The organism is Lysinibacillus zambalensis (assembly GCF_040183165.1).
Taxonomy (GTDB): domain Bacteria; phylum Bacillota; class Bacilli; order Bacillales_A; family Planococcaceae; genus Lysinibacillus; species Lysinibacillus zambalensis.
This window is the reverse complement of record NZ_JBEGDG010000007.1, coordinates 165,854-188,451: the sequence shown is the minus strand read 5'-3', so window position 1 is coordinate 188,451 and position 22,598 is coordinate 165,854. Positions and strand designations below refer to the sequence as shown.

At 34.8% G+C, this 22,598-nt stretch carries 19 protein-coding genes and 3 riboswitches; of the genes, 16 read left to right on the top strand and 3 right to left on the bottom strand.

The annotated features are described in order from the left end of the window. Window positions 1-570 precede the first annotated feature (570 nt). The 14 genes from ABNX05_RS11930 (at window position 571) to ABNX05_RS26380 (ending at window position 16,201) form a co-directional block, all read left to right on the top strand. The gene (locus ABNX05_RS11930) at window positions 571-759 is read left to right on the top strand and encodes a hypothetical protein (RefSeq protein ID WP_349659955.1); all 189 of its coding nucleotides are present in this window, start codon (window positions 571-573) and stop codon (window positions 757-759) included. Window positions 760-804: 45 nt separating this feature from the next. Beyond that, complete coding sequence (locus ABNX05_RS11925; RefSeq protein WP_197143701.1) at window positions 805-1,011, top strand: thymidylate synthase; 207 nt, start codon at window positions 805-807, stop codon at window positions 1,009-1,011. Between the two features lie 102 nt (window positions 1,012-1,113). Continuing rightward, window positions 1,114-1,527 (top strand): Rrf2 family transcriptional regulator, encoded by a 414-nt coding sequence (locus tag ABNX05_RS11920; RefSeq protein ID WP_349659954.1) that lies wholly within the window; start codon window positions 1,114-1,116, stop codon window positions 1,525-1,527. Between the two features lie 71 nt (window positions 1,528-1,598). Further along, window positions 1,599-2,228: an NAD(P)-dependent oxidoreductase gene (locus tag ABNX05_RS11915; protein ID WP_349659980.1), complete on the top strand. Its 630-nt coding sequence runs from the start codon at window positions 1,599-1,601 to the stop codon at window positions 2,226-2,228. 214 nt (window positions 2,229-2,442) lie between these two features. Then, window positions 2,443-3,861, top strand: coding sequence for an aspartate ammonia-lyase (aspA, locus tag ABNX05_RS11910; RefSeq protein WP_079561085.1), 1,419 nt, complete (start codon window positions 2,443-2,445; stop codon window positions 3,859-3,861). Window positions 3,862-4,254: 393 nt separating this feature from the next. After that, window positions 4,255-5,502 carry a methyl-accepting chemotaxis protein gene (locus ABNX05_RS11905; protein WP_349659953.1) on the top strand — a complete coding sequence of 416 codons (1,248 nt, stop codon included), beginning with the start codon at window positions 4,255-4,257 and terminating at the stop codon, window positions 5,500-5,502. 843 nt (window positions 5,503-6,345) lie between these two features. Further along, the gene (locus ABNX05_RS11900; protein WP_349659952.1) at window positions 6,346-8,280 is read left to right on the top strand and encodes a RiPP maturation radical SAM C-methyltransferase; all 1,935 of its coding nucleotides are present in this window, start codon (window positions 6,346-6,348) and stop codon (window positions 8,278-8,280) included. 17 nt (window positions 8,281-8,297) lie between these two features. Then, window positions 8,298-8,465 carry a hypothetical protein gene (locus ABNX05_RS11895; protein ID WP_349659951.1) on the top strand — a complete coding sequence of 56 codons (168 nt, stop codon included), beginning with the start codon at window positions 8,298-8,300 and terminating at the stop codon, window positions 8,463-8,465. A gap of 81 nt (window positions 8,466-8,546) precedes the next feature. After that, a complete protein-coding gene (locus ABNX05_RS11890) occupies window positions 8,547-9,797 on the top strand; it encodes a M16 family metallopeptidase (protein WP_349659950.1) in 1,251 nt (416 codons plus the stop codon). Window positions 9,798-9,811: 14 nt separating this feature from the next. Then, window positions 9,812-10,336 (top strand): winged helix-turn-helix domain-containing protein, encoded by a 525-nt coding sequence (locus tag ABNX05_RS11885; RefSeq protein ID WP_349659949.1) that lies wholly within the window; start codon window positions 9,812-9,814, stop codon window positions 10,334-10,336. Between the two features lie 44 nt (window positions 10,337-10,380). After that, entirely contained in the window at window positions 10,381-11,610 is a 1,230-nt protein-coding gene (locus ABNX05_RS11880) for an aKG-HExxH-type peptide beta-hydroxylase (protein ID WP_349659948.1), read from the top strand. A gap of 101 nt (window positions 11,611-11,711) precedes the next feature. Then, window positions 11,712-12,974: an MFS transporter gene (locus ABNX05_RS11875; protein ID WP_349659947.1), complete on the top strand. Its 1,263-nt coding sequence runs from the start codon at window positions 11,712-11,714 to the stop codon at window positions 12,972-12,974. Between the two features lie 979 nt (window positions 12,975-13,953). Continuing rightward, the gene (locus tag ABNX05_RS11870) at window positions 13,954-15,423 is read left to right on the top strand and encodes an amidase family protein (protein ID WP_349659946.1); all 1,470 of its coding nucleotides are present in this window, start codon (window positions 13,954-13,956) and stop codon (window positions 15,421-15,423) included. 214 nt (window positions 15,424-15,637) lie between these two features. Further along, a riboswitch (cobalamin riboswitch) is annotated at window positions 15,638-15,821 on the top strand. Window positions 15,822-15,985: 164 nt separating this feature from the next. Further along, window positions 15,986-16,201 (top strand): site-specific integrase, encoded by a 216-nt coding sequence (locus ABNX05_RS26380; RefSeq protein ID WP_432760141.1) that lies wholly within the window; start codon window positions 15,986-15,988, stop codon window positions 16,199-16,201. Between the two features lie 431 nt (window positions 16,202-16,632). Here ABNX05_RS26380 and ABNX05_RS11865 read toward each other — a convergent pair whose 3' ends face one another. Beyond that, entirely contained in the window at window positions 16,633-17,049 is a 417-nt protein-coding gene (locus tag ABNX05_RS11865) for a hypothetical protein (RefSeq protein ID WP_349659945.1), read from the bottom strand. A gap of 131 nt (window positions 17,050-17,180) precedes the next feature. After that, window positions 17,181-17,381, bottom strand: coding sequence for a hypothetical protein (locus tag ABNX05_RS11860; RefSeq protein ID WP_349659944.1), 201 nt, complete (start codon window positions 17,379-17,381; stop codon window positions 17,181-17,183). A gap of 211 nt (window positions 17,382-17,592) precedes the next feature. After that, a riboswitch (cobalamin riboswitch) is annotated at window positions 17,593-17,776 on the top strand. A 248-nt stretch (window positions 17,777-18,024) separates the two neighbouring features. Between ABNX05_RS11860 and ABNX05_RS11855 the strand changes: the two genes are divergently transcribed. After that, window positions 18,025-18,789, top strand: coding sequence for a hypothetical protein (locus tag ABNX05_RS11855; protein WP_349659943.1), 765 nt, complete (start codon window positions 18,025-18,027; stop codon window positions 18,787-18,789). 337 nt (window positions 18,790-19,126) lie between these two features. On the opposite strand, the gene ABNX05_RS11850 is transcribed toward ABNX05_RS11855, so the two are convergent. Continuing rightward, window positions 19,127-21,067 (bottom strand): GTP-binding protein, encoded by a 1,941-nt coding sequence (locus ABNX05_RS11850; RefSeq protein WP_349659942.1) that lies wholly within the window; start codon window positions 21,065-21,067, stop codon window positions 19,127-19,129. Between the two features lie 139 nt (window positions 21,068-21,206). Further along, window positions 21,207-21,393: riboswitch (cobalamin riboswitch) on the top strand. A gap of 169 nt (window positions 21,394-21,562) precedes the next feature. On the opposite strand from ABNX05_RS11850, the gene ABNX05_RS11845 reads away from it, so the two are divergent. Continuing rightward, window positions 21,563-22,558 carry an ABC transporter substrate-binding protein gene (locus ABNX05_RS11845; protein ID WP_349659941.1) on the top strand — a complete coding sequence of 332 codons (996 nt, stop codon included), beginning with the start codon at window positions 21,563-21,565 and terminating at the stop codon, window positions 22,556-22,558. Window positions 22,559-22,598 lie beyond the last annotated feature (40 nt).

Genomic DNA, 22,598 nt, shown 5'->3' with positions numbered 1-22,598 from the left:
AGAAAGAGCCGAAGTGACGGAAAGAACCGGCAGAGCGACGGATGAAACAGCCAAAGTGACGGAAAGAAGTCAAAATAATGGATAGAACCATCAAAATCGTGGAAGAAGTGGTCAAAATGATGGATAGAACCGCCAAAGCGACGGAAGAAAGAGCCAAAGCGACGGAAAGAAGGCAAAGTGACGGATGGTAGTGTCAAAGCGACGGAAAGAACAGGCAGAGCGACGGATGAAACAGCCAAAGTGACGGAAAGAAGTCAAAATAATGGATAGAACCATCAAAATCGTGGATAGAATGGTCAAAATGATGGATAGAACCGCCAAAGCGTGGATAGAGTGGTCAAAATGATGGATAGAACCACCAAAATAATGGAAATAACTTCCGAATAGACAGCAAGAACCACCCAACCGACGAATAAAACACCATAAGAGAGAAACCCTTTAGTACATATAAAAGAACCAAAACTTTCTAAAAAATATAAAGGACATTTAATTTTTTGAAATTTTTTCCGATATAAGTTTTAATATGGAAGTTAAAATAACAATTTAGAGGTGAGTGGTGTGAGGAGATCATTGGTTTTTCAAATAGATGGAAGAGAGCGTGAGCAGCGTTTAAGGACAAAATTGCTGACGAATACTCCTCATGGAACAGTGGAATCTGAGCTACCACACATCTCTACAAAATTAACATTGGAGCAAATACAAATAATGATGGAAGTCGTTGAGGAAATTCGCTTGAAACGATATAAAGAAAGACTGTAATTGTAAGCGCCTTCTAAGCTATAATAGCTGAGGAGGTGTTTTATTATGAACGTGGTATTTGTAGATTCAGTTTTAGGTACAGAGCTTTTGCATATGGTGTCACATGATGTGGCGGGGACATTAGCTGCGGCACAGGGGGAAAGTGTGACGTTTCCAGTTGGCCATTTTAAGTATGAATTTCATAACTTAGATTTTTATGAGGAAGATGGAGAAATACGACAAGAATTAGTCATTTACGTTAAGAAAGTATAATACTCCGTAATATGAAAAAAATAAATGCAGGTACAATTAAAGCAATTTATTTGCTTTTATTCAATCCTGTAACTATAATAGTTACAACAGGTGGTGATACATATGGTGAACAGTCGGTTTTCGGTAGCGATCCATATTCTTTCGCTTATTGCTACAACATCTGATAAAAGTCAGTTGACGTCTGAGTACATTGCTGGAAGTGTGAATACAAATCCAGTTGTTGTGCGACGTATGATTGGTGTGCTAAAGAAAGCGGGTTTGCTTACCTCGCAATCAGGTATTGCAGGCTATGACCTTTTAGTAGAGCCAAAAGATTTAACGCTTTTAGCTATTTACCATGCGATTGATGGGCCAGAGCAGCTATTTGCGATTCATGATGAGCCAAATCCAGCATGTTCAGTTGGTCAAAAAATTCAACGGACATTGGAAGGTGTTTATACATCTGTTTGGCATGCAATGGAAGAACAACTACAAGCACAAACTTTACAGGATGTGCTAGATCAACTTCGTAAATAAACGAAGTCGATCTTTTGTATCTAACCTGTAACTAAAAAGGTTACAATCAAAACATAGGAGGAATTATAATGATGAAAATCGCAGTAATTGGTGCAACAGGGAAAGCAGGACAAAAGATAGTAGAGGAGGGACTGCAACGTGGTCATGATGTAACTGCGATTGTACGTTCAGCTTCCAAAGTAACAGGAAATATTTCGGTAATTGAAAAGGATGTTTTTGCATTATCTCAAGAAGATGTGAAAGGGTTTGACGTAGTCGTAAATGCGTTTGGTGCTCCTGCTGGTCAGGAAGAATTGCATGTGAAAGCTGGTCGTCATTTAATAGATATATTCAAGGGTATTGATACAAAATTATTTGTTGTCGGTGGAGCAGGTAGTCTGTTTGTAGACCCAGAGAAAAACGTACGCGTAATGGATACACCTGATTTTCCAGAAATGTTTTATGCAACAGCTAAAAATCAAGGTGAAAATTTACACGACTTACAACAATCTACTATTACTTGGACATTTTTAAGTCCATCTGCTTTCTTTGATCCAGAAGGGCCACGTACAGGTAGCTATACTGCTGGGGAAGATCATTTATTAGTGAATGCTTCTGGCGAAAGTTATGTTAGCTATGCAGATTTTGCCGTTGCGGTGTTGGATGAAATTGAAAATCCAAAGCATGTAAACAGTCGTTTTACAGTGACTTCAAATAAATAATGATAAACCGAGCGTAAAAAATGCGCTCGGTTTTTATCTTTGTGCGAAAGCGAAGCAGCTAAAGGTGATGGAATGAATGAAAATAAAGCCTCTGGAAACAATAACGTAAAGCTAAAAATGATTATTTTTCACTTTACAGACAATTGGCTGTTTACAATACGACAGTTATTAGCTACTATCAAGTGTGAGGATTACATAAAAGGAGACGACAATTATGTCCACACAACGTATAGAAAAAGACTTTTTAGGTGAACGCGCCTTACCAAGCAATGCTTATTACGGAATCCAAACGCTTCGTGCAACTGAAAATTTCCCGATTACAGGGTATACAATTCATTCTGCACTTATTAAAGCAATGGGTATTGTTAAAAAAGCAGCTGCTTTGAGTAATATGGAGGTACACCTACTTTCAAAAGAAATCGGAGATGCAATTGTCGAAGCTTCACAAGAAGTTATTGATGGTGAGTGGGATGCTGAGTTTATCGTAGACCCAATCCAAGGTGGTGCTGGCACATCGATTAATATGAATGCCAACGAAGTTATTGCTAACCGTGCTTTAGAGATTTTAGGCAAAGAAAAAGGGGATTATCATACAATTAGCCCTAACAGCCATGTAAATATGTCTCAATCAACAAATGATGCTTTCCCTACAGCTATTCATATTGCTGTGTTGAATTTGATAGATGAACTACTTCTTACAATGGAAAACATGCAAGCAGTGTTCCACCAAAAAGCGGAGCAATTTGCACATGTAATTAAAATGGGTCGTACGCATTTACAAGACGCTGTACCGATTCGATTAGGGCAAGAATTTGAAGCATATTGCCGTGTAATCACTCGTGATATTGCGCGCATTCGCCAAACTCGCCCAAATTTATATGATGTAAATATGGGAGCAACAGCTGTTGGAACAGGCTTAAATGCATTCCCTGACTATATTCAAGCAGTTGATCTTCACCTTGCTGAAATTTCAGGATTACCGCTTAAAGGCGCTACACATTTGGTAGATGCAACACAAAATACTGATGCTTATACAGAAGTATCAGGCGCATTAAAAATCTGTATGATTAATATGTCGAAAATTGCTAATGACCTTCGTTTAATGGCTTCTGGTCCACGTGCTGGATTAGGGGAAATCATTTTACCAGCGCGTCAACCTGGATCGTCTATTATGCCAGGTAAAGTAAATCCTGTTATGCCAGAGGTACTTAACCAAGTAGCATTCCAAGTAATTGGTAATGACCATACGATTTCTTTAGCATCTGAAGCAGGACAATTAGAATTAAACGTAATGGAGCCTGTACTTGTCTTTAACTTAATTCAATCTATTAGTATTATGAATAACGTGTTCCGAGCATTTACACAAAATTGCTTGAAGGATATTGAAGCAAACGAAGACCGCATGAAAGAATATGTGGAGAAAAGTGTTGGCGTATTAACAGCAGTGAACCCTCATATTGGCTATGAAGTAGCTGCACGTCTTGCACGCGAAGCAATTCTATCTGGTCGTTCAATTCGTGAGCTTTGCCTTGAAGAGGGTGTACTAACGAAAGAACAATTAGATTTAATTCTAGATCCATATGAGATGACTCATCCAGGTATTGCCGGATCAAGTATTATGAAATTAAAATAATTTATGTTTGAAAGCACTTTGCCTAGGGCAAAGTGCTTTTTTAAAAACTAATGGTCAAGAGAAATCTTTATGAATGTTGTGCGGGTTAATAGTGATGATTACCGTTTCGTTTACATGCCTGTTTGCGAGTGTTTGTTGGCGCTTCACTTTCGCGCAAAATATATTTTTCGCCCGACACCCCCTCTAGAAAACGCCGATCTTTACGGAATCACCCTAAACGAAGAGTCGAACTTTTATATCACAACTTCGACACAAAAGTTTCGAACAATACGAAAAAATTTCCTGTTTTATAATTCTATTTTCTTACAAAAGTTGGTGTTTTTTTCTATCAATTTTAGGGATTTTAAACTATAATTATTTATGGGAATAATATTATAGTTAGGGGAAATTTGTATGAGCTTACGACAAAAAAGTATTATTGGCTTTTCTTTTTTAAATGTAATCATGGGTCTTATTTTGATTATTGACTTAGCAAATTTAAAGTCATTAGAGGGGATGTCCACTTTATTAACGATATTAGGATTTACTACGACTATATCGTGTATTTTCTATGTGAAATTCAAAATTATTAATCCAATTAAACAATTAGCAGTATCCGCTCAAGCTATAGCTGAAGGAAATTTGAACACTTCTCCTATCGAGATAAAATCCAATGATGAGGTTGCGGCGTTAGGTAAAGCGTTTATTGAGATGAAAGAACAATTACATATGATGACACAAAAAATTGCTAGTAGTTCTACCGATTTATCTGCGAGTATAGAGGAGCTATCAGCAAGTACAAATGAAATTGCAGATGCAGTAAACGAAGTAGATTCACAAATGGAGAATACGACTGAGGGTCTTAAAAAAGCAGCACAGTCTGCAAATGAAAGCGCTATAGCAATGCAAGAAACTGCTGATGGCATTGAACGTATTACCGTGGCTACACAAGATGTATTTGATCATGCGAAAGAAGCAAATGACATTGCAGGCAATGGTGCGGAAATTTTACATGTAGCTAAAAATCAAATGGAATTCATTTCAGATTCTACTGAAAAAACAAGTAACTTAATGCAACAATTATCAGGAAAAATGACAGATATAAAATCTATGACAGACATGATTACGGCCATTACAGATCAAACGAATTTACTTGCATTAAATGCAGCGATAGAAGCGGCGCGTGCGGGAGAGCATGGTAAAGGCTTTGCAGTAGTAGCGGAAGAAGTTCGAAAATTAGCGGAGCAATCTAAGCATTCGGCTATTCAAATTGTCGATCTAGTAGTTGGCATTGAAAGCGATACAAAACAAGTAGCAACCTCTGTAGAAGAAGACTTGAAAAACGTTCAGCAGGGCGTTCACGTCATTGATGAGGCTACAAAGTCATTTGGTACGATCTCTCAGCATGTTAGCAAAATGACGAATCAGCTAGAGGATATTTCCGCAACAGCTGAAGAGCTTTCAAGTAGTGCGAATGAAGTTACAAAATTAGTTTCGACAATCGCAAATGGAATGGATAGTTTAACTAATTCCACAGAAGTTATTTTACACTCCGTTGATGAACAAAGTGCCTCAATGCAAGCAATCAACACAGTAGTGTCACAAGACCTATGTGTACAAGCAGAAGATTTACAAAAGCTTACACAGAGATTTAGTGGATAATAGTATGTATTGAAAGAAATTTTAAAAAGGCTATTTTGCAGAGGGAATTTACTGCGAAATAGCCTTTTGATTTTTTTCTAAATTTTACGATCTACTGTCTATCCTGTGTACGAACAGCTTTCTCCGCTTGATAGCATCGGAATTAAATACTAAAGGAGCCGGAAAACTCAGTTTTTATCGTCAAAATAATTATGTAAATCATAAACATCATCTCTTATATTTTTCGCGAATTACCATTCCATAATGTAATATTTCGGATGCTAGTTCTATTGCTGATCTATAAAACATTATCATATTGGTTCTGATAGAGTCTTCAAGTATTCAATCAACATTCGATAATCAGCTATCAGAACAATAGATACCGTTTGTTATCAATTGGTTTTCTTGAAAAAAAGAATAAAGAAGGAATTAAGTGTACAGCATGACGTGTTGATTTGATTGCAGTGATAAAAAAATAATTACTAGAGAGTAATCAGTCGTGAATATTTACCAATTGAATTACATATTATGGTATATAGTAGGTTTTGATTTACATAGTTTATTATTTTTACTGTTAGAGAAATAAAAAGCTTATTTAAAAGGAACTAGATATACAGGCTTTAGAAAATATTTAAAATACTTTTTTCTTAAAATAAGTATTGCAAAAGAAAAAGTCAGAATATATAATATTTTTACCAATAGTGGAATAAAATGTATTTATAGTGGTAATTAAGTGCGGTTTTATTGTGGATTTAATATAGTTCATTAAAGTTTTTCTTTGTAGAACTATTTCCCACAGGATTAAGAAAATTAAAATTTATAGTATAAATTCCGTAAAATTCAATGTATATAAGGAGGAATATTATGAAAGTAGCGCTTATTAACATGCCATTCGCTTCGTTATATAGACCATCAATCGGTTTAAGTTTGCTTAAAGCAGGATTAGAGAGAAAAAACATTAATTGTGATATACACTACTTAAATTTGAAGTTTGCAGATTTAATTTCTACCGAATTATATAATTCTATTTCTGAAGGAAATGTATTTTCTAGCAATGCATTAGCAGGAGAAATTGTTTTTTCAGAGTCATTATTTGGTGAGGATACTTTAGACTTATATATTGAAGAAGCAAAAGTTAAATTTAAGCAAAATAAAAATGAAGATTTTGAATTAATTAGAACTGTTAGATCCTATGTAGAAGGTTTTCTTCTTTCTTGTTTAGAAGAACTAGATTGGGATGAATACAATATCATAGGTTTTACTAGTGTGTTTGAACAGAATGTAGCTTCACTGAGCTTTGCTAAGAGATTAAAGGTAAAATATCCTGATAAATTTATTATGTTTGGTGGGGCAAATTGTGAAGAAACAATGGGTATGGAGCTTCTTAAACAATTTTCTTTTATCGATGCAATTTGCTCAGGCGAAGGAGATTATTCATTTGTGAACTTTATCTCAGAATGGAATGAAAATGGAGTAATCTCAAATGATATTGATGGTATTTATTTGCAAAAAGATAAAGAATATATTATGAAAAATAAAAAACGCCCAAGTTCACCATCTGTAATGAATTTAGACCAATTACCGATACCTGAATATTCTGATTATTTCGAACAATTTGTCTCGTGTAGTTATAAAGATCAAGTACACCATTCTCGTTTTCTATTTGAATCATCAAGAGGGTGTTGGTGGGGGCAAAAACACCACTGTGTTTTTTGTGGTCTAAATGGAACGAATTTAAATTTTAGAAGTAAATCTGCAGAGAGAGTCTTAGAAGAAATAATGCTACAAAGTAATAAGTATAAGAAATATACATCTAAAGCAACGGCAGTAGATAATATAATCGATATGAACTATTTCAAAAGTTTATTACCGTCATTAAAAGAAGAGGATATCAATTTAGATATGTTTTATGAGACTAAGGCTAATCTAAAGAAAAGTCAAATCGAACTTTTTAGAGATGCAAATTTTAAAACTATTCAACCTGGAATTGAAAGTCTGCAAACATCAGTATTAAAGCTTATGAACAAAGGCATTTCGATGTTACAGAATATTCAACTTTTAAAATGGTCTAAAGAATTTGGTATTTTTCCGATATGGAATATATTGTATGGTTTTCCTGGGGAGAACCCGGAGGAATATAAGCGTATTCATAAAGTTATCGAGAAAATCCAGCATTTAACTCCTCCTGGTGGTGTAGCGAAAATTAGATTGGATCGATTTAGTCCATATTTTAACAACTCAAAAGAAAATGGAATAACAAATGTCAGGGCAATGTGGCCATATAAATATATTTATAGTCAAATAGATCAATCTGGACTTGACAATTTAGCTTACCATTTTGATTTTGACTATTCAGAACCTTGTAATCCAGAAGAGTATACAATCGGTATGAGAAAAGCGGTATTAAATTGGAGAGAAGCCCATCCATATAGTGATTTGTTTTATGTTGATAATGGTAACCATTTAATAATCATGGACCTTAGAGATAAAAACAATATTCAAACTTATGTACTTAAAGATGAACAGCGTCAAATGTTAATAGCATTAGATGGAATATCTACTCTAAATCGTGTTCATAAAGAAGTGGTCAGTGCTGGCTATTCAGTTACAATTGAGGATTTAAATAGTATACTTCTTGATTTTACAAATAAAGGGATTGTTTTAGAGGAAGATGGAAAACTGATTAACATTGTTTTGAATACAAATATTTACAGTCCTAAAAAAGCTTCTCTTATTAGAATTAAAGAATGGAATGAAAATAAGCGTAAAGACGCTTCTAAAGAAGTTGTATTTAATTGAAAGGAGGTGAGTTTATCATGACAGAAAAAAAACAAATTATGTTAACACCAGATGTTTTTAAAGTTAATAATGATGGTGAAGTGATTATTAACAATTCTCAATTAGTTGAGGAAATTGAAAGAGCTACTGATGAAATTGCAGCAGGAGAACAGGGTGTTGTAATTTCTATCTCAGTAAGCGTCTAAGCACTACATATTTAGATTCAAGAAAGGGAGCTAGTTTCCTTTCTTGAATTTAAATAACATTAATTAAATAGGAGGGGTATCTTGTATTACGAGTCCATTTCTAAAGCCATGCTTGAAAATTGTATGAAGGTAGTTGTTAGAAAAACTAACCAATCACGAAATTTGTCAATTGGCATGTTTGTAAATCACGGCTCTAAAGACGAGACTATTCATAATAATGGGATATCTCATTTTATTGAGCACATGGCTTTTAGTCATGAAAATATGAATGTTGCTGCTAAACAGATGGTTGGAGATTTATTGGATAATGGTGCAAGATATGAAGCTTATACGGGAAAAGAGATGACAAGATGTTGTATTACATCTCAAACTAGCTATAGTAAAGATATAATTAAAGCATTATCAAATATTGTGAAATTTAGAGATATTCCAGAAGAACGAATAAAACATGAAAGAGCTATTATTTTACAAGAAGCCGATACATATTTTGCTTCATCTAAAGTTAAAACAGAGCTTTCAGAGCGTACATTATGGGGAGAGCGCTCATTAGGTTTATTCGTTATCGGAAATCAAGAAAATATATCTCGATTTACTAAAGAGGACATCGAGAGTAGATTTCAAAAATACTATACTCCGAGTAACACCCTTATGGTGATTCAAGGCAATGTGGATCCAGATGAAATAATAAATAATATCGCTACAGAATTTGATTTTTGGAGAAATAATAAAGTTAGTAACCCACTACCGATGCTTGAAGTATCACCTAGTGTTACAGGAATTGGGAATTCTAATAGAGTTAATTTAACAATTTCATTTGTTGGCCCATCCTTTCGATCACGTAAAAAATATGCAATGGCAATTTTATCCGACATTTTAGGCGATGGATTAAAATCGCGATTGTTTTTAGAACTAAGAGAAAAAAGAGAGCTTGTTTATTCAATATACTCTTACTCACTGAGTTACGGTCTGGGTGGTTATTTGGCAATTGATCTTAATTGTCAGAAGGAAAAATTAGATGAATGTTTCAATGTAGTAATGGAGATAGTTAAAGATATTCAAGGAAAAGGAGTAACTAGTGAGGAGCTAGAGCGGGCACGAGCTTCACGTATTACATCAACGTTACAAATTCCGAATGATTCCGTTAGACATCTTAATACTACAGGAAGATATGCATTATATAATAAAGATTTTTTTGTAGATAATGAAGTCTTTGAGCTTATGAGTATAACTGAAGAAGATGTGCGTGAAATTGCTAATGAAATGTGTGACGAATCCAACATGGCATTATCTGCAGTAGGCACAAATTCTGAGTCATTAATTTCCTTACTTTAGAAAGAGGTGAAGCTATGTTAAATTCGGCAGATTTCGGGAATGATCAAACGGATTTTCTTGATACTATATTACATGCTGGGGGAATGGAAGTTTTAAGCATCCTGTCTATCGTTTCAAAAACAGCAACGGAAGTTTCAAAACAAACAGGCATACCTTTGGCGAAAGTAAATTATATTATAAAAATGTTGGAAAAGAATGATTTGGTTTTTGTTGATCGTACTAATTCAAAAGAAGACTTTGTAGAAAATGCTTATAAAGCTGATGTTAATTCTTTTAGCATCCGATTGAGTAGTAAGAATTCGGATGAGATGGAAAAAATAAAAATGATTAATTATATGATTGATGAAGTACAAAACGGAATGGTAAATGCAGTTACAGATCAAGCACCAGCTGAGTTTTCATTAGTTAAAGCTAGAATTCCTAGATCAAAAGTAAAAGAATATATACTGAAGCTCCGTGAACTTGAAGCTGAAATTGATTCACATCAAGAAATTGAAGATGCTCCATATACTTTTACAGTAGCATTGTTTCAAAATTAAAAATTGAGGTGAGGAAAATGCTAACTTTTTTACAACCTTCTCAAATGGAAAATGATCAAATATATATGTTAAGTTTAAGACCTTTTTATAAAAGACTTAATATAATAATTAATGCAATAGAAAAAACGGGGGAAGTATCAGTAGATGTTCTAACAACTTTAAAAGAAAGTTTAAATAATCAAGTATTTTTGAAGTCTATCTATAGCCCTGGTTTAAACTATTTTGCTATTGACCTAACAACATATGTTTCAAATGGTTTGAGTTATAAATTAAATGAATCAGAACTAATTAACAAGTTAATGACTTCTGAAAATATTCAAAAATTTATTAGCTACTTTATTTTGCCATGTGCAAAAAATGGAATAGAAATGAAGACAGTTATTCTAAGTTCTTCTGAAGGTGTAATCGAAATTCCAGGATTAAACTACGTAATAAATACACCAGAAAAAAGTACTTATCACCTTATTTCAACCCATGAAAATAAAATTACTTTGAACATAGGTACAGAAATCGTTGCAGAAATTCCAATCAATAATGATAATTCTCCTTATTTTAAGAATGCAGAATTTTCTATTGAAAAAAACGGTATTAATACAATAGGCGACATTTCGTTAACCTTTTCTGATCCTTTAATTAGTAAATGCTTAACAAATAATTTTAGAAATTTAAATGTAAGAAAAAGCAATGAAAATAATTTGTTAAGTAATATTGAAATGACTATAAATGATCATTTGTATTATAAATCATGTCTAGAATTAATTGCAGAAATTTGGCCAGAGTATTATAAGGAGATAACTAGTTACATCAAATTAATAGCTATTATGGATACAGATGCTTTTGGTGGTTTCACTGCAAATCTACTTCCAGATGCTATTTTCCTGTCTCATCATCCTAATGATTTTTTATGGGTTACCGAAAATATTATACATGAATGTGCCCATTCTAGATTAGAACAACTCTTTGTAATTGATCCAATTGTATTAAATGAACCTACAGAAAAATTCATCTCTCCATGGCGTGAAGATCTTCGACCAATGAAGGGAGTATATCACGGTGTTTTTGCATTTACACGAATAGCTATGTGGTTAGAGAGACTATACAAGGTGTATCCCGTAGCGAGTATTTCAGAAAGACTAGAACTAGTTCTGCAGCAGTTAGAACAAGGGATAGCAGTTATTTCTCAATCAGCTAAATTAAGCCCGATTGGTGAACATATTTTTAACGAGATACGAATCATTGTTGACAAGAATAAAAAATTAGAAGAGACAACATAAGATGTGAAATTAAAATATTTTAAAACAAGACGTCTGGACTTTTATTTATGTGAATCTTTTAGGTAGATAATGATTTTTACAACTTTATAAGGGGGTAAATAATGTCTAAAGCAGTACTTGAATCTAATTTAAGTAAAGACATCGTTGAAAATGATGATAAAAAAGACAGTTATAAAGCCCTTTTTGCGATTAAAAATTATAGTTTGTTAATAGTTGGTCAGCTTGTTTCTGCAATTGGAGATGGTGTATATGCTTTAACATTAATATGGACAATGAAAGTTTTAACAGGCTCTGCTGTACTAATGTCTATCGTATTAGCAGCAGAGATCATACCTACTATAATTTTTGGCATATTCGCTGGAGTATTGGTGGATAGAGGAAATCAAAAAAAATACATGCTTATAGCAGATATTTTTCGTGGACTTGTAATATTATCGATAGCTTTACTATTAATCGGGGGTTATTTAAGTCCATGGATGTTAATTGTTGCAACAATCATAACTTCTTCATTTAATGCCTTGTTCTCTCCTGCTAAAACAGTTGCAATTAGAAAAATTGTTCCAGAGCATTTGATGGCTCGTGCTCAAAGCCTTTCTGCAACAATTCAAACAATAGTTGGATTGTTAGCTCCAGCTATAGCAGGAATTCTAATAGTTTATAGTCTTCCAACTGCATTTATATTTAACGCAGCAACATTTTTTATTTCTTTGATTTGTATTGCTTTCATTAAGCAAAAATCCTTAACAGAAAAATCTGAAACAAAATTAAATTTCAAGAACTTTTCTGTTGATTTAAAAACAGGACTAAAAACAATTATTGCTGTTCCTATATTAAGAGGCATGATCGTTTACTTAGTATTAATTAATTTTATGTTAGCCCCAGTCTCAATACTTTTCCCTATGTTTGTAAAAAACGCCTCTGAGTTAGCCATTGTACAAATTGCTTTCGCGATAGGAATTCTAATCGGTTCTTTAACTATAAACTTCTTTAGTAAAACAAAAAAAATAATACCAATGATACTGGGTTTAACTTTATTATTAGGTGCATTTGCTACTCTTGCTTTTGTAGACAATATTGTGGTAGTAGCAATAATGGTATCAATTGCAGGTCTAGGAAGTATTTTTGCAAGTATTATCTTACAAACACTATTTATGATTAAAGTGCCTAGCGAAGTCCTTGGTAGATCACAAAGTACGATGCGTGTATTACTAGAATCAAGTAAACCAATTTCTTTATTGTTAACCGGAACCCTTTTAGCGCATTTTTCAATTAGTAATCTATTTTTAGGAATCTCAATATTTGGAGGTATTATTGTTTTGCTTATGGTTTTAAATCCTGCGATACGTAAAGAAAGCAGTGAATAGTTCACAATTCTTTTTATCTAAAAATAGCCATAGTGTTTAGGTGCACCTATAAATCATCATCATTAGACTATCTTTCTTATGAATTCTCTCAAAGAAAGGTAGCCTAATTTTTTGAATTAGGTCTTCAATAATGTTGTGTAAGGGAATAGTGTTGCTACTTAGTTTTGTTTATAAGTTGTAATGGATTCAATAGTTTGTATTCTCTCAAACTGTCTATCATACTCTAAATCAATTCATTTAAGCTTGAAGAGAACGTTCAATTAGTACTCGTAATTCATTTTGATTCATGTATTTACTATATCCAAGTATATTAAATTGATGGTTTCATTTCATAATAGTATAAAATTCTCCATGAAGCTCCGATTGAAAATCTACATTTCTCTGCGTTTTAAAATTCATCTATAATATTTTTCTTAACTAAATGAAATTATTTCTACATAAGTATGTGAGCGATGTCATGTTACAAAGGCATGTATGAAACTAAAAAGAACTTATGTGATGGCCTTGTATAAGAGGTACATGCCCTTAGACTAATGTGTTATTGCTAGGCTATAGTAGCGCAGGAGTATTTATGCATTCTTCTTGCCTGGATAATTAATGAAATTCCTATAATACATAGACTGCCTGTTAAAAAATGAAGGATAATATTCCAGCCCTCACTAAGTTTGTGGAAATATTTGATATATAAAGACATACCAAATATACACATTAAGACACCCCAAATGCATCTAAGCATATTCTATGATCCCCATCCTGTCCTATTGTAAAATAACTGAAAATTGTATCTGTATACAGAGTGTAGCACAGTAAATAATTATTTGGTAGTTAATTGGATAATAGGGAACAAATGGACCTACTTATTATTAGTTAAATGCGAACAGATGAGAGGATATTGTTGAAAATACTAAAGTAGGAAAAATATTTTGAGGATAATTTGATTTTATTGGTATAATTTTGAAAGAAAGGGTGGGGAATTTAAATGGGGATGAAGTTTAATAGTTTTCTTAGAGAAGAATTGTCAGTAATTGATATTCAGATAGCTATGGAACATGGTGAAATCACATCAAAAGAATTAACTATGTATTATTTACACAGAATTGCTAAGTATGATCAAGATGGACAGAGGATTAATTCCATGCTTGAAATTAATCCTGAAGCGATATTTATTGCTGAAGCATTAGATGAAGAAAGACAAGTAAAAGGGGCTAGAGGGCCTCTACACGGAATTCCAGTTGTTTTAAAAGACAATATCGAAACGAAAGATTTTATGCATACTAGTGCAGGCGTAATAGCATTAGAAAACTATGTAGCTGAGCAGGATGCATTTTTAGTAAAAAAACTCCGTGAAGCGGGGGCTGTTATTTTAGGGAAAGCAAATATGACTGAATTAGCGAACGGTATGTCGAGTACAATGTGGGCAGGTTATAGTTCTCGAGGTGGACAAACACTTAATCCTTATGGAGATCCAGAACTTTATGTAGGGGGATCCAGTTCGGGGTCGGCAGTAGCAGTGGCATCGAATTTTGCTGTTTTATCAATTGGAACTGAAACAGACGCTTCGATTTTAAGTCCAGCTATTCAAAATTCAGTAGTCGGCATTAAACCGACTGTAGGGTTAATTAGCCGTAGAGGTCTCATCCCTTTTACATACAGTCAAGACACAGCAGGGCCAATGGCAAGAACGGTTACAGATGCAGCTATCTTATTGGGCGCATTAACAGGAGTAGATAAAGATGACATAGCTACATATAAAAGTGAAAGAAGGATCCACCAAGACTACTCAATCTTTTTAGATGCTACAGGATTAAAGGGTGCTAGAATCGGTGTTTATACGAATGCCTCTAAAACTTTTTATGAGTCAGAGGAATATGACGAAACCCTTTTTAATAACGTAATTCAAGTTTTAAGAGAGCAAGGAGCCGTTATAATAGAAGACATCGAAATTCCTTCTTTTCATAGAGACTGGAAATGGGGAGTACCGCAATATGAATTAAAGCATAGTTTAAATAATTTCCTTGTAAATCTACCTTCTCACATGCCTGTACATTCTCTAGCTGATTTAATCCAATTTAATAAATGTTCACAAGAAAAAACGTTGAAATATGGGCAGGACAAATTGGAATTGAGAGATAAATTACCGAACACGTTAAGAGATCCTGACTATCTAAATGCAAAACTAGAGGACTTGTATTTTTCTCAAGAACAAGGAATCGATTATACATTAAAAAAATATAACTTAGATGCGATAATGTTTCCATCATATATAGGCTCGACAATTAGCGCGAAAGCCGGATATCCGTCTATTGCTGTCCCAGCAGGCTATATGAAAAATGGCAGACCGTTTGGCGTAACTTTGGCAGGCACTGCATTTAGTGAGGATGTATTAATAAAACTTGCATTTTCATATGAACAAGCAAGTAAATTACGAAAAGCGCCGGAGTTGTATTAAGATTCTCTGGGCACATATGAAACTGTCCATACCACTGATTAAATACGGGAAGGTGAAAGGGAGCTCAGGAACTAAGTTCAAAAAATGTATTATGGAAAAGACTAGAAGAAAAGAACAAGAAACTGGAATATATTTACTTTTGAAATGCGCTCATTTACAATTAATTTTAATAATCAATAAGGAATGTAGAATTTACTAGATTCCTTTTACTACTGAATAGCGTGGAGTAATAGGTGTAAATTGCGTGCAATTTACTTAAAAGGGAAGTCGGTGCAAATCCGACACTGTCCCGCAACTGTAAATGTGAGCGACTTTTCATAGACCACTGTTTAACGATGGGAAGGCGAAAAGTAGCGATGACCATAAGTCAGGATACCTGCCTATTATGAGTACACACCATAACCCTACGAGGAATCACCTAAAGTGCTTACTAAGTACCTCAGATATACCAACGGTTTGAATCACTTATAGGAATATGTAGTAGTAGATTCCACATTAGGAGGAATCGCTATGACATTGGTTAAATTTGCTGTACAATGATTTTATGGATTAAAGAGAATTGATGAATGTTAGTAAACACACTCTCGTAAATTACAGAAGTTTCTTTAAGGGATGGTTAGAATGGTTGAGGGAGAATAACATTCAAGATATAGAAGAGGTCTCTACGAATACACTACGATTATATTTATCATATTGTAAAAATGAACTAGGAAACGGCTCAAATACAACTAATACGAAAGTCAAAAATCTCAAGGGCATTCTTCAATCATCTTATTGAAAATGAATTTATTGAAAATAATCCATGTTCAAAACTATAGAGACAACAGACAGATGAACGAATAGAAGTTTTTAATGATTTCTACATTCGTATGATGCTCCGATACTTGAGACGTATAAAACGTAAAGACCATGAGTTCACCGCATACAGGAACACTACAGTAATTAAAATCTTGCTTGGAACAGGTATACGCTTGGGAGAAATGTAGGGGCTTCGATGGTCTGATATAAACGATACTTACCTCACAGTGTTTGGTAAAAATCGTAAACAGGAGACAGTCTCTATGTCTAAGAAAGTATATGTTGAAGTTAACCTTTATATAATAAATATTATTAATAAACGTTAACATTTAAATTAGTATTGTCTATACAAAACAAAAAACACGCAAACCCTAATAGGTAGCGTGTTTGATATGTATGAAGTGCAATTAACTAATAAACCGATTTTTCAAATTTAACTGAATCAGCATTTTCAACTGAATCATAATCCTTTACGTATCTATACGTATCCCCACTTTTTATTCCATCTTCTGGAATGAAAACTGATTCTTCCCATAATACTTCTTCATTTTTATCGAGAATTGTGACTTCTATATATCCATGAATAGTTCTGTCATTAAAATTTGTAATTTCAACAGCAAATGTATCAAAAGAAGTATCCCTTTTAAATTCAACCTTCACTTTATTCAGAAATCTTTCCCTTTCTTGCTCTAATTTTTTTTCATTTTCATCTGCAATGCCCTTATCAAATTGATATTCTTGATATTTATCATATAAATACAGTGCCGTAAATACCGAAAATACTATGATTAGGGTTAAAATAACATATTTCTTAAGATTATCTTTCACACAAAACAACTCCTAATTAATAGAAAACATTGTTTATATAATAACTCATATCTCGAACAATGAACATAAAAAATCTAAATAGACTTCACTCACTATAATTTGCTTAGAACTAATATATCTAGCATTATTAATTATGTATTTTCACAAATATACTCCAAACCCTTGATACGACTGAATTTATTATATAGATTGCTTTCTAACTCTTTTATACTGATGTTCCGAAAGGTGCTAAGTTCTTCCGTATAAGTAATGGCTTTCGCACTTACCGTTTTGACGTATGGATTTAATTTTAATTGTGCCTGTTGTTGTTTCGAAAATAAATTTTTAGTCATCCTATTTACCACCGCTCGTTTTTTTCTTCATTATAAACAAAAATACCCTATAAGATGACCTTTTTGAAAGTGTCTATCTTATAGGGTACATTTTAAATTTGGGATAAACTTTTTTTGTCTTTTGACAAATACTAGAATACATATTACAATTTAAACCAGAAATATAAAAGGAATATCTACTCTACATGAATTAGTGTGTTAAATTACAATTTAATATTAATAATTAATAGGTGTAAATTGCGTGCAATTTACTTAAAAGGGAAGTCGGTGCAACTCCGACACTGTCCCGCAACTGTAAATGTGAGCGACTTTTCATATACCACTGTTTAACGACGGGAAGGCGAAAAGTAGTGATGACCATGAGTCAGGATACCTGCCTATTATGAGTACACACCATAACCCTACGAGGAATAGGAGGTGGCATGTTGACAAAACAGAATGCTCTGTTCGTCGCCGTACGTCAAACGCCCAAAATAAAAGACGGTAATCGCTTTCAAGGCAATTCTTTTATGCTTGGGTATAATTTGACTTTTTGTGATGAATGAAAAAGATAGAATGAAGGATTTCCTCTAGTTGTAGGAAATCCTTTTTTTATGTAAAAGAAGACTTCCGTTTTGAATAATATGTACGAAAAGAGGATGCAATGATGACGAATATTCATGTAAGTACAGCACAGGAATCGCAATATGCAGAAATGAAAATTTGTAAGCAGCCACGCACTGAAGTTGCCAAGAAAGCTACAACAAGAATGGTTGTAGAATCCCTTGTCGATCAATTAATAGCTAGCAATCTTATTAGTAATGAACGATTGTTTGATCAAATTTTATATAACAAAGATATTATTTGGATTCAAAATGAAAGTTTTAATGGCCACCTTTTTGCAAAAGCAATTATTACAGATCAACTTAAAACAAAAACAAATGATTTTATGATGTATATGCCGACAAATCCAATTGTGTACGATGTTAATGGTGAACATTTTCATTTAATTACACGTATCGATTCGACGCGTGCAAAACCAAATCTAGAGCGACTTTCCCAAGCCCCTAAGCCAATACTAAGTGCTGCTCGGGTCAATGATTTATTGTGCTCGATAGTGATGCGCTTTTATGAAGTATATGTAGAGGATTTATCACGAGTAGTTTATAAAAATAATCAACTAATCAATTTTATAGAGCGAGAGTATCATCAATTTCTAAAAGCTGTGAAGGAACTAAATGATAATCATTTCAACTGGCACCCACGTGGAAAAGGTCATGAACTATTGCTTGAACTGATTGATAATTTACAACTTTTGAAAAGTCGACCTGGCAAAGTTTTAATGGATTTCTCACAATCCCAAAGCTACGTTGTGGTGGAATCTTCATATCTTATTAATAAACAGGGACAGAAAACGATACAAGCTTAGTAAATTAAAAATGTGCGGGATGAATTTCAATTCCCCGAGGTGAAGGTATATGCCTGACAAGGTAGAGAATGGAGTTGTCAGTATAGGGTAGATACCCGCGCGAAGCAAGAATACCCGCGGAAGGAAAGGGAATACCCGCGGAGAGAAGGTAAATACCCGCGGAGAGAAGGTAAATACCCGCGCGAAGCAAGAATACCCGCGGAAGGAAAGGGAATACCCGCGGAGAGAAGGTAAATACCCTCGCGAAGCAAGATTACCCACAAAAGTATAGAAATTCTCCACGAAACATAAGAAAACAGGACATTGATCTAACAAATCATGTCCTGTTTTTATGAATTTAGTCAATACAATGCATTGCTGCTTGTGCTTCGTGCCATGGAACAGAGTAGCCCTTGCCTTTTGCGCAAAAAATACTAGAGGATGTATAGTCGGGATCGGCGTTCTTATCGTAGCTGATTTGCGCAATAATTTCTTCTGTATTGTGACATGTATCGTAGCCATCAAATTGTAGGGAAAGTACGCCTTTCCCATTGGTGTAGGCGGCAAAGGTTGTACTGTAGCTCATAAATGTTGAGACGGGGGCCCGGCCGGTTACAATCGCGTCATATTCAGTTATGATTGGTGCGTCAAATGTACCAGCAGCTTGCTGAATGTCCGTCATCATGCGGCCGATGAAATCACTAGGAGCTTTAAGTTTAAAGCGGTAGTACGGCTCTAGTAATATATTTTCTGCTTGTTCGAGCCCTTGCCGTAATGCACGGAATGTTGCTTCACGGAAATCGCCACCTTCAGTATGTTTATTATGTGCGCGTCCTGTTAAGAGTGTGAAGCGAATATCTGTAACCGGAAAACCGGTTAACAGCCCATGATGATCGCGCTCGAATAAATGTTTTTCAATGAGTCGTTGATGTCCAACTGATAAATCATCTGCGTGGCATGCATTGACAAATGTATTGCCGGTGCCGCGTGTATTTGGCTCCATCAATAAATGGACCTCTGCGTAATGCTTTAATGGCTCGAAATGACCGTAACCTGTCACCGTTGTGGTGATCGTTTCCATATACAAAATCTGTGGTTCGCTAAATGAAATGTCTAACGAGAACCGTTCATGAAGCACTTCGATAAGAACCTCGAGTTGGATGACACCCATAATATGAACATGAATTTCTTGAAATTTTTCATGCCATAGCACACGTAATGAAGGTTCTTCTGCTTCAAGAATACGGAAAGTTTTTAACACGTCCTTTATATGCTGAGTGCCTTCATAATGTACTTTTGCCTGTAAAGTCGGTACTAACTCAAAGGGCTGAGAATTATTCGAAGAACCAATAATATCGCCGATGTTTGCTAGACTAATCCCTTTTACTGCGAAAATCTCCCCGGCCTCTATCTTTTGAGAAGTTTCATACCGGTTGCCATTGTATAGTCGAATCTCCGTCACTTTTTCAGTCACGTCTCCAAATGAAAGTTCATCACGGACATGTAACGTTCCTTGCAAAGATTTGATAAAAGTTAAGCGTTGATGTCCATCATGACGAATTTTAAACACCTCACCTTGAAACGGAGCGTTGTTATTAAATTGTGTCTCTGTAAGGAGGGGGAGCTGTGTTAGGAATTCCTTTATTCCACTATCTTTTAAGGCAGACCCAGTAAAACATAGAAAGGCCTTTTCCTGTTTAATCATCCTAGATAAATGAGTAAGGCAGCTAGAGCTATCCAATGTTTCATTGAGAAAAGCATCGAGAAGGTGTTCATCACGTTCAGCAAGCCACTCCATTATGTCGTTTGAAACATAGTCGGAACGGAGCGGTTCGTCTACGAATAAAACATCTGCAGAGCAATCCTTTTGAAGCGCAGCCATTACAGCTTCAACATCTGCTCCTTCACGATCAATTTTGTTAATAAAAAAGAAGGTTGGAACATGATATTGGCGTAAAAGTTGCCACACTGTTTCAGTATGACCCTGTATTCCTTCGACAGCACTAACAATAATGATGGCATAATCCATAACCCGAATGGCACGCTCCATCTCTGGAGAGAAATCGACGTGCCCTGGTGTATCGATTAATGTATATGTATCATCCCCAAGCGTCATGCGGCCTTGCTCCGCAAAAATCGTAATGCCTCGCTGACGCTCCAGCTCATGACTATCTAAAAATGTGTCCTGGTGATCCACTCGTCCACGAGCTTGAATACTGTTTGTATGAAATAGTAACTGCTCAGAAAATGTTGTTTTACCGGCATCCACGTGAGCAAGTACTCCAATTGTTACATGCATAAAAAGATCCTCGTTTCTATTCATTCATTTAACAACATTGTAACAGAATTGGTATAAAAAATATTTCATATAGTGTTTATGTCGCAATAGTGTTAATATATGTATGATTGCGAATCTACTAGTCAATCTATATATAACAAAATAAAAATGACGTATTGGTGTAAATGACCTTTGTTATTTGCTTAAAAGGGAAATCGGTGCAAATCCGATGCTGTCCCGCAACTGTAAATGGGGAGTCTATACAAGATGCCACTGTAGCCACGCTATGGGAAGGCGTATAGATGATGAACCTAAGCCAGGATACCTGCCAATATGTATTTATTACTGAATCCACGAGGATGGGGATAGTGAATAGGTTGAAAAACCTTTCTTTTGCTATGCTAACCTCTTGGAAACAAGGGGGTTTTTTTATGCCCTTTTCTAAAATCGCTATCTGGTAGCATAGGAGTCTAAACGATTTCTTTCTATATATTTAACATCAAAGGAGAAGAGGACATGAAGAAATGGAAAAGCGTATGGCTAGTCTTTGCGATCGCAATGGTGGCTATATTGGGTGCATGTAGTGAAAAGGACAAACTAGAATCTGCTACACAAAGTGAGAAGGTAGAGCCTTCACAAGCTGAAAAGTCAGACATAACGATTAAAAATAATGGAACAACGCAAGTATATAAGGAAGCCCCCAAAAAAGCGATTAGCTTAAATCAGCACGTGACAGAAATTATGTTAGCTTTAGAGCTAGAAGATTCAATGGTAGGGACGGCGTACTTAGATGACAAAATTTATGAGCCCCTACAAGCGGCCTATGATAAAGTGCCTGTGTTAGCAAAACAGTATCCTACAAAGGAGCAGGTTATTGATGCAGAAGCAGATTTTTTATTAGGTGGTTGGAAAAGCGCCTTTGGAGAGAAAGGTGTAGGTACACAAGAAGAGCTTGAAACATTAGGCATTCACACTTATTTACATACAGCCTCAATCATGACGAAACCAACTTTAGACGATATTTTCACAGATATTCGAAATATCGCAAAAATTTTCCGTGTTGAAGATCGTGGAGAAGCACTAATTGAAAAAATGACAAAGGATGTAGAGAATGTCCGTGCAAAACTACCGCAAAATGGAGAAGAACTGCCTGTTTTAGTGTTTGATAGTGGTGATAAAGAGATCTTCACTGCAGGACAAAACATTATGAATGAACTTGTTACGATGGCCGGCGGTAAAAATATTTTTGGTGATGTAGAATCGGGTTGGACTACGGTGTCCAAAGAAGATACAGTAGAACGTAATCCAGCGGTCGTAGTTGTCATAGATTACGGAGAAACAACAGCGGAAGCAAAAATAAACTTCTTAAAAAATGATCCAGCCTTGAAGGAAATGGAAGCAGTGAAAAACGAACGCTTTGTGATTCTACCACTTTCTGCTGCATCTGAAGGGGTACGTGCTGCAGAAGCCATTCAAATTTTGGCGAAAGGCTTCTATCCTGAGAGTTTTTAAGCTATCCAATAAATGGGGGGCTAGCAATTGGCTAGCTCCT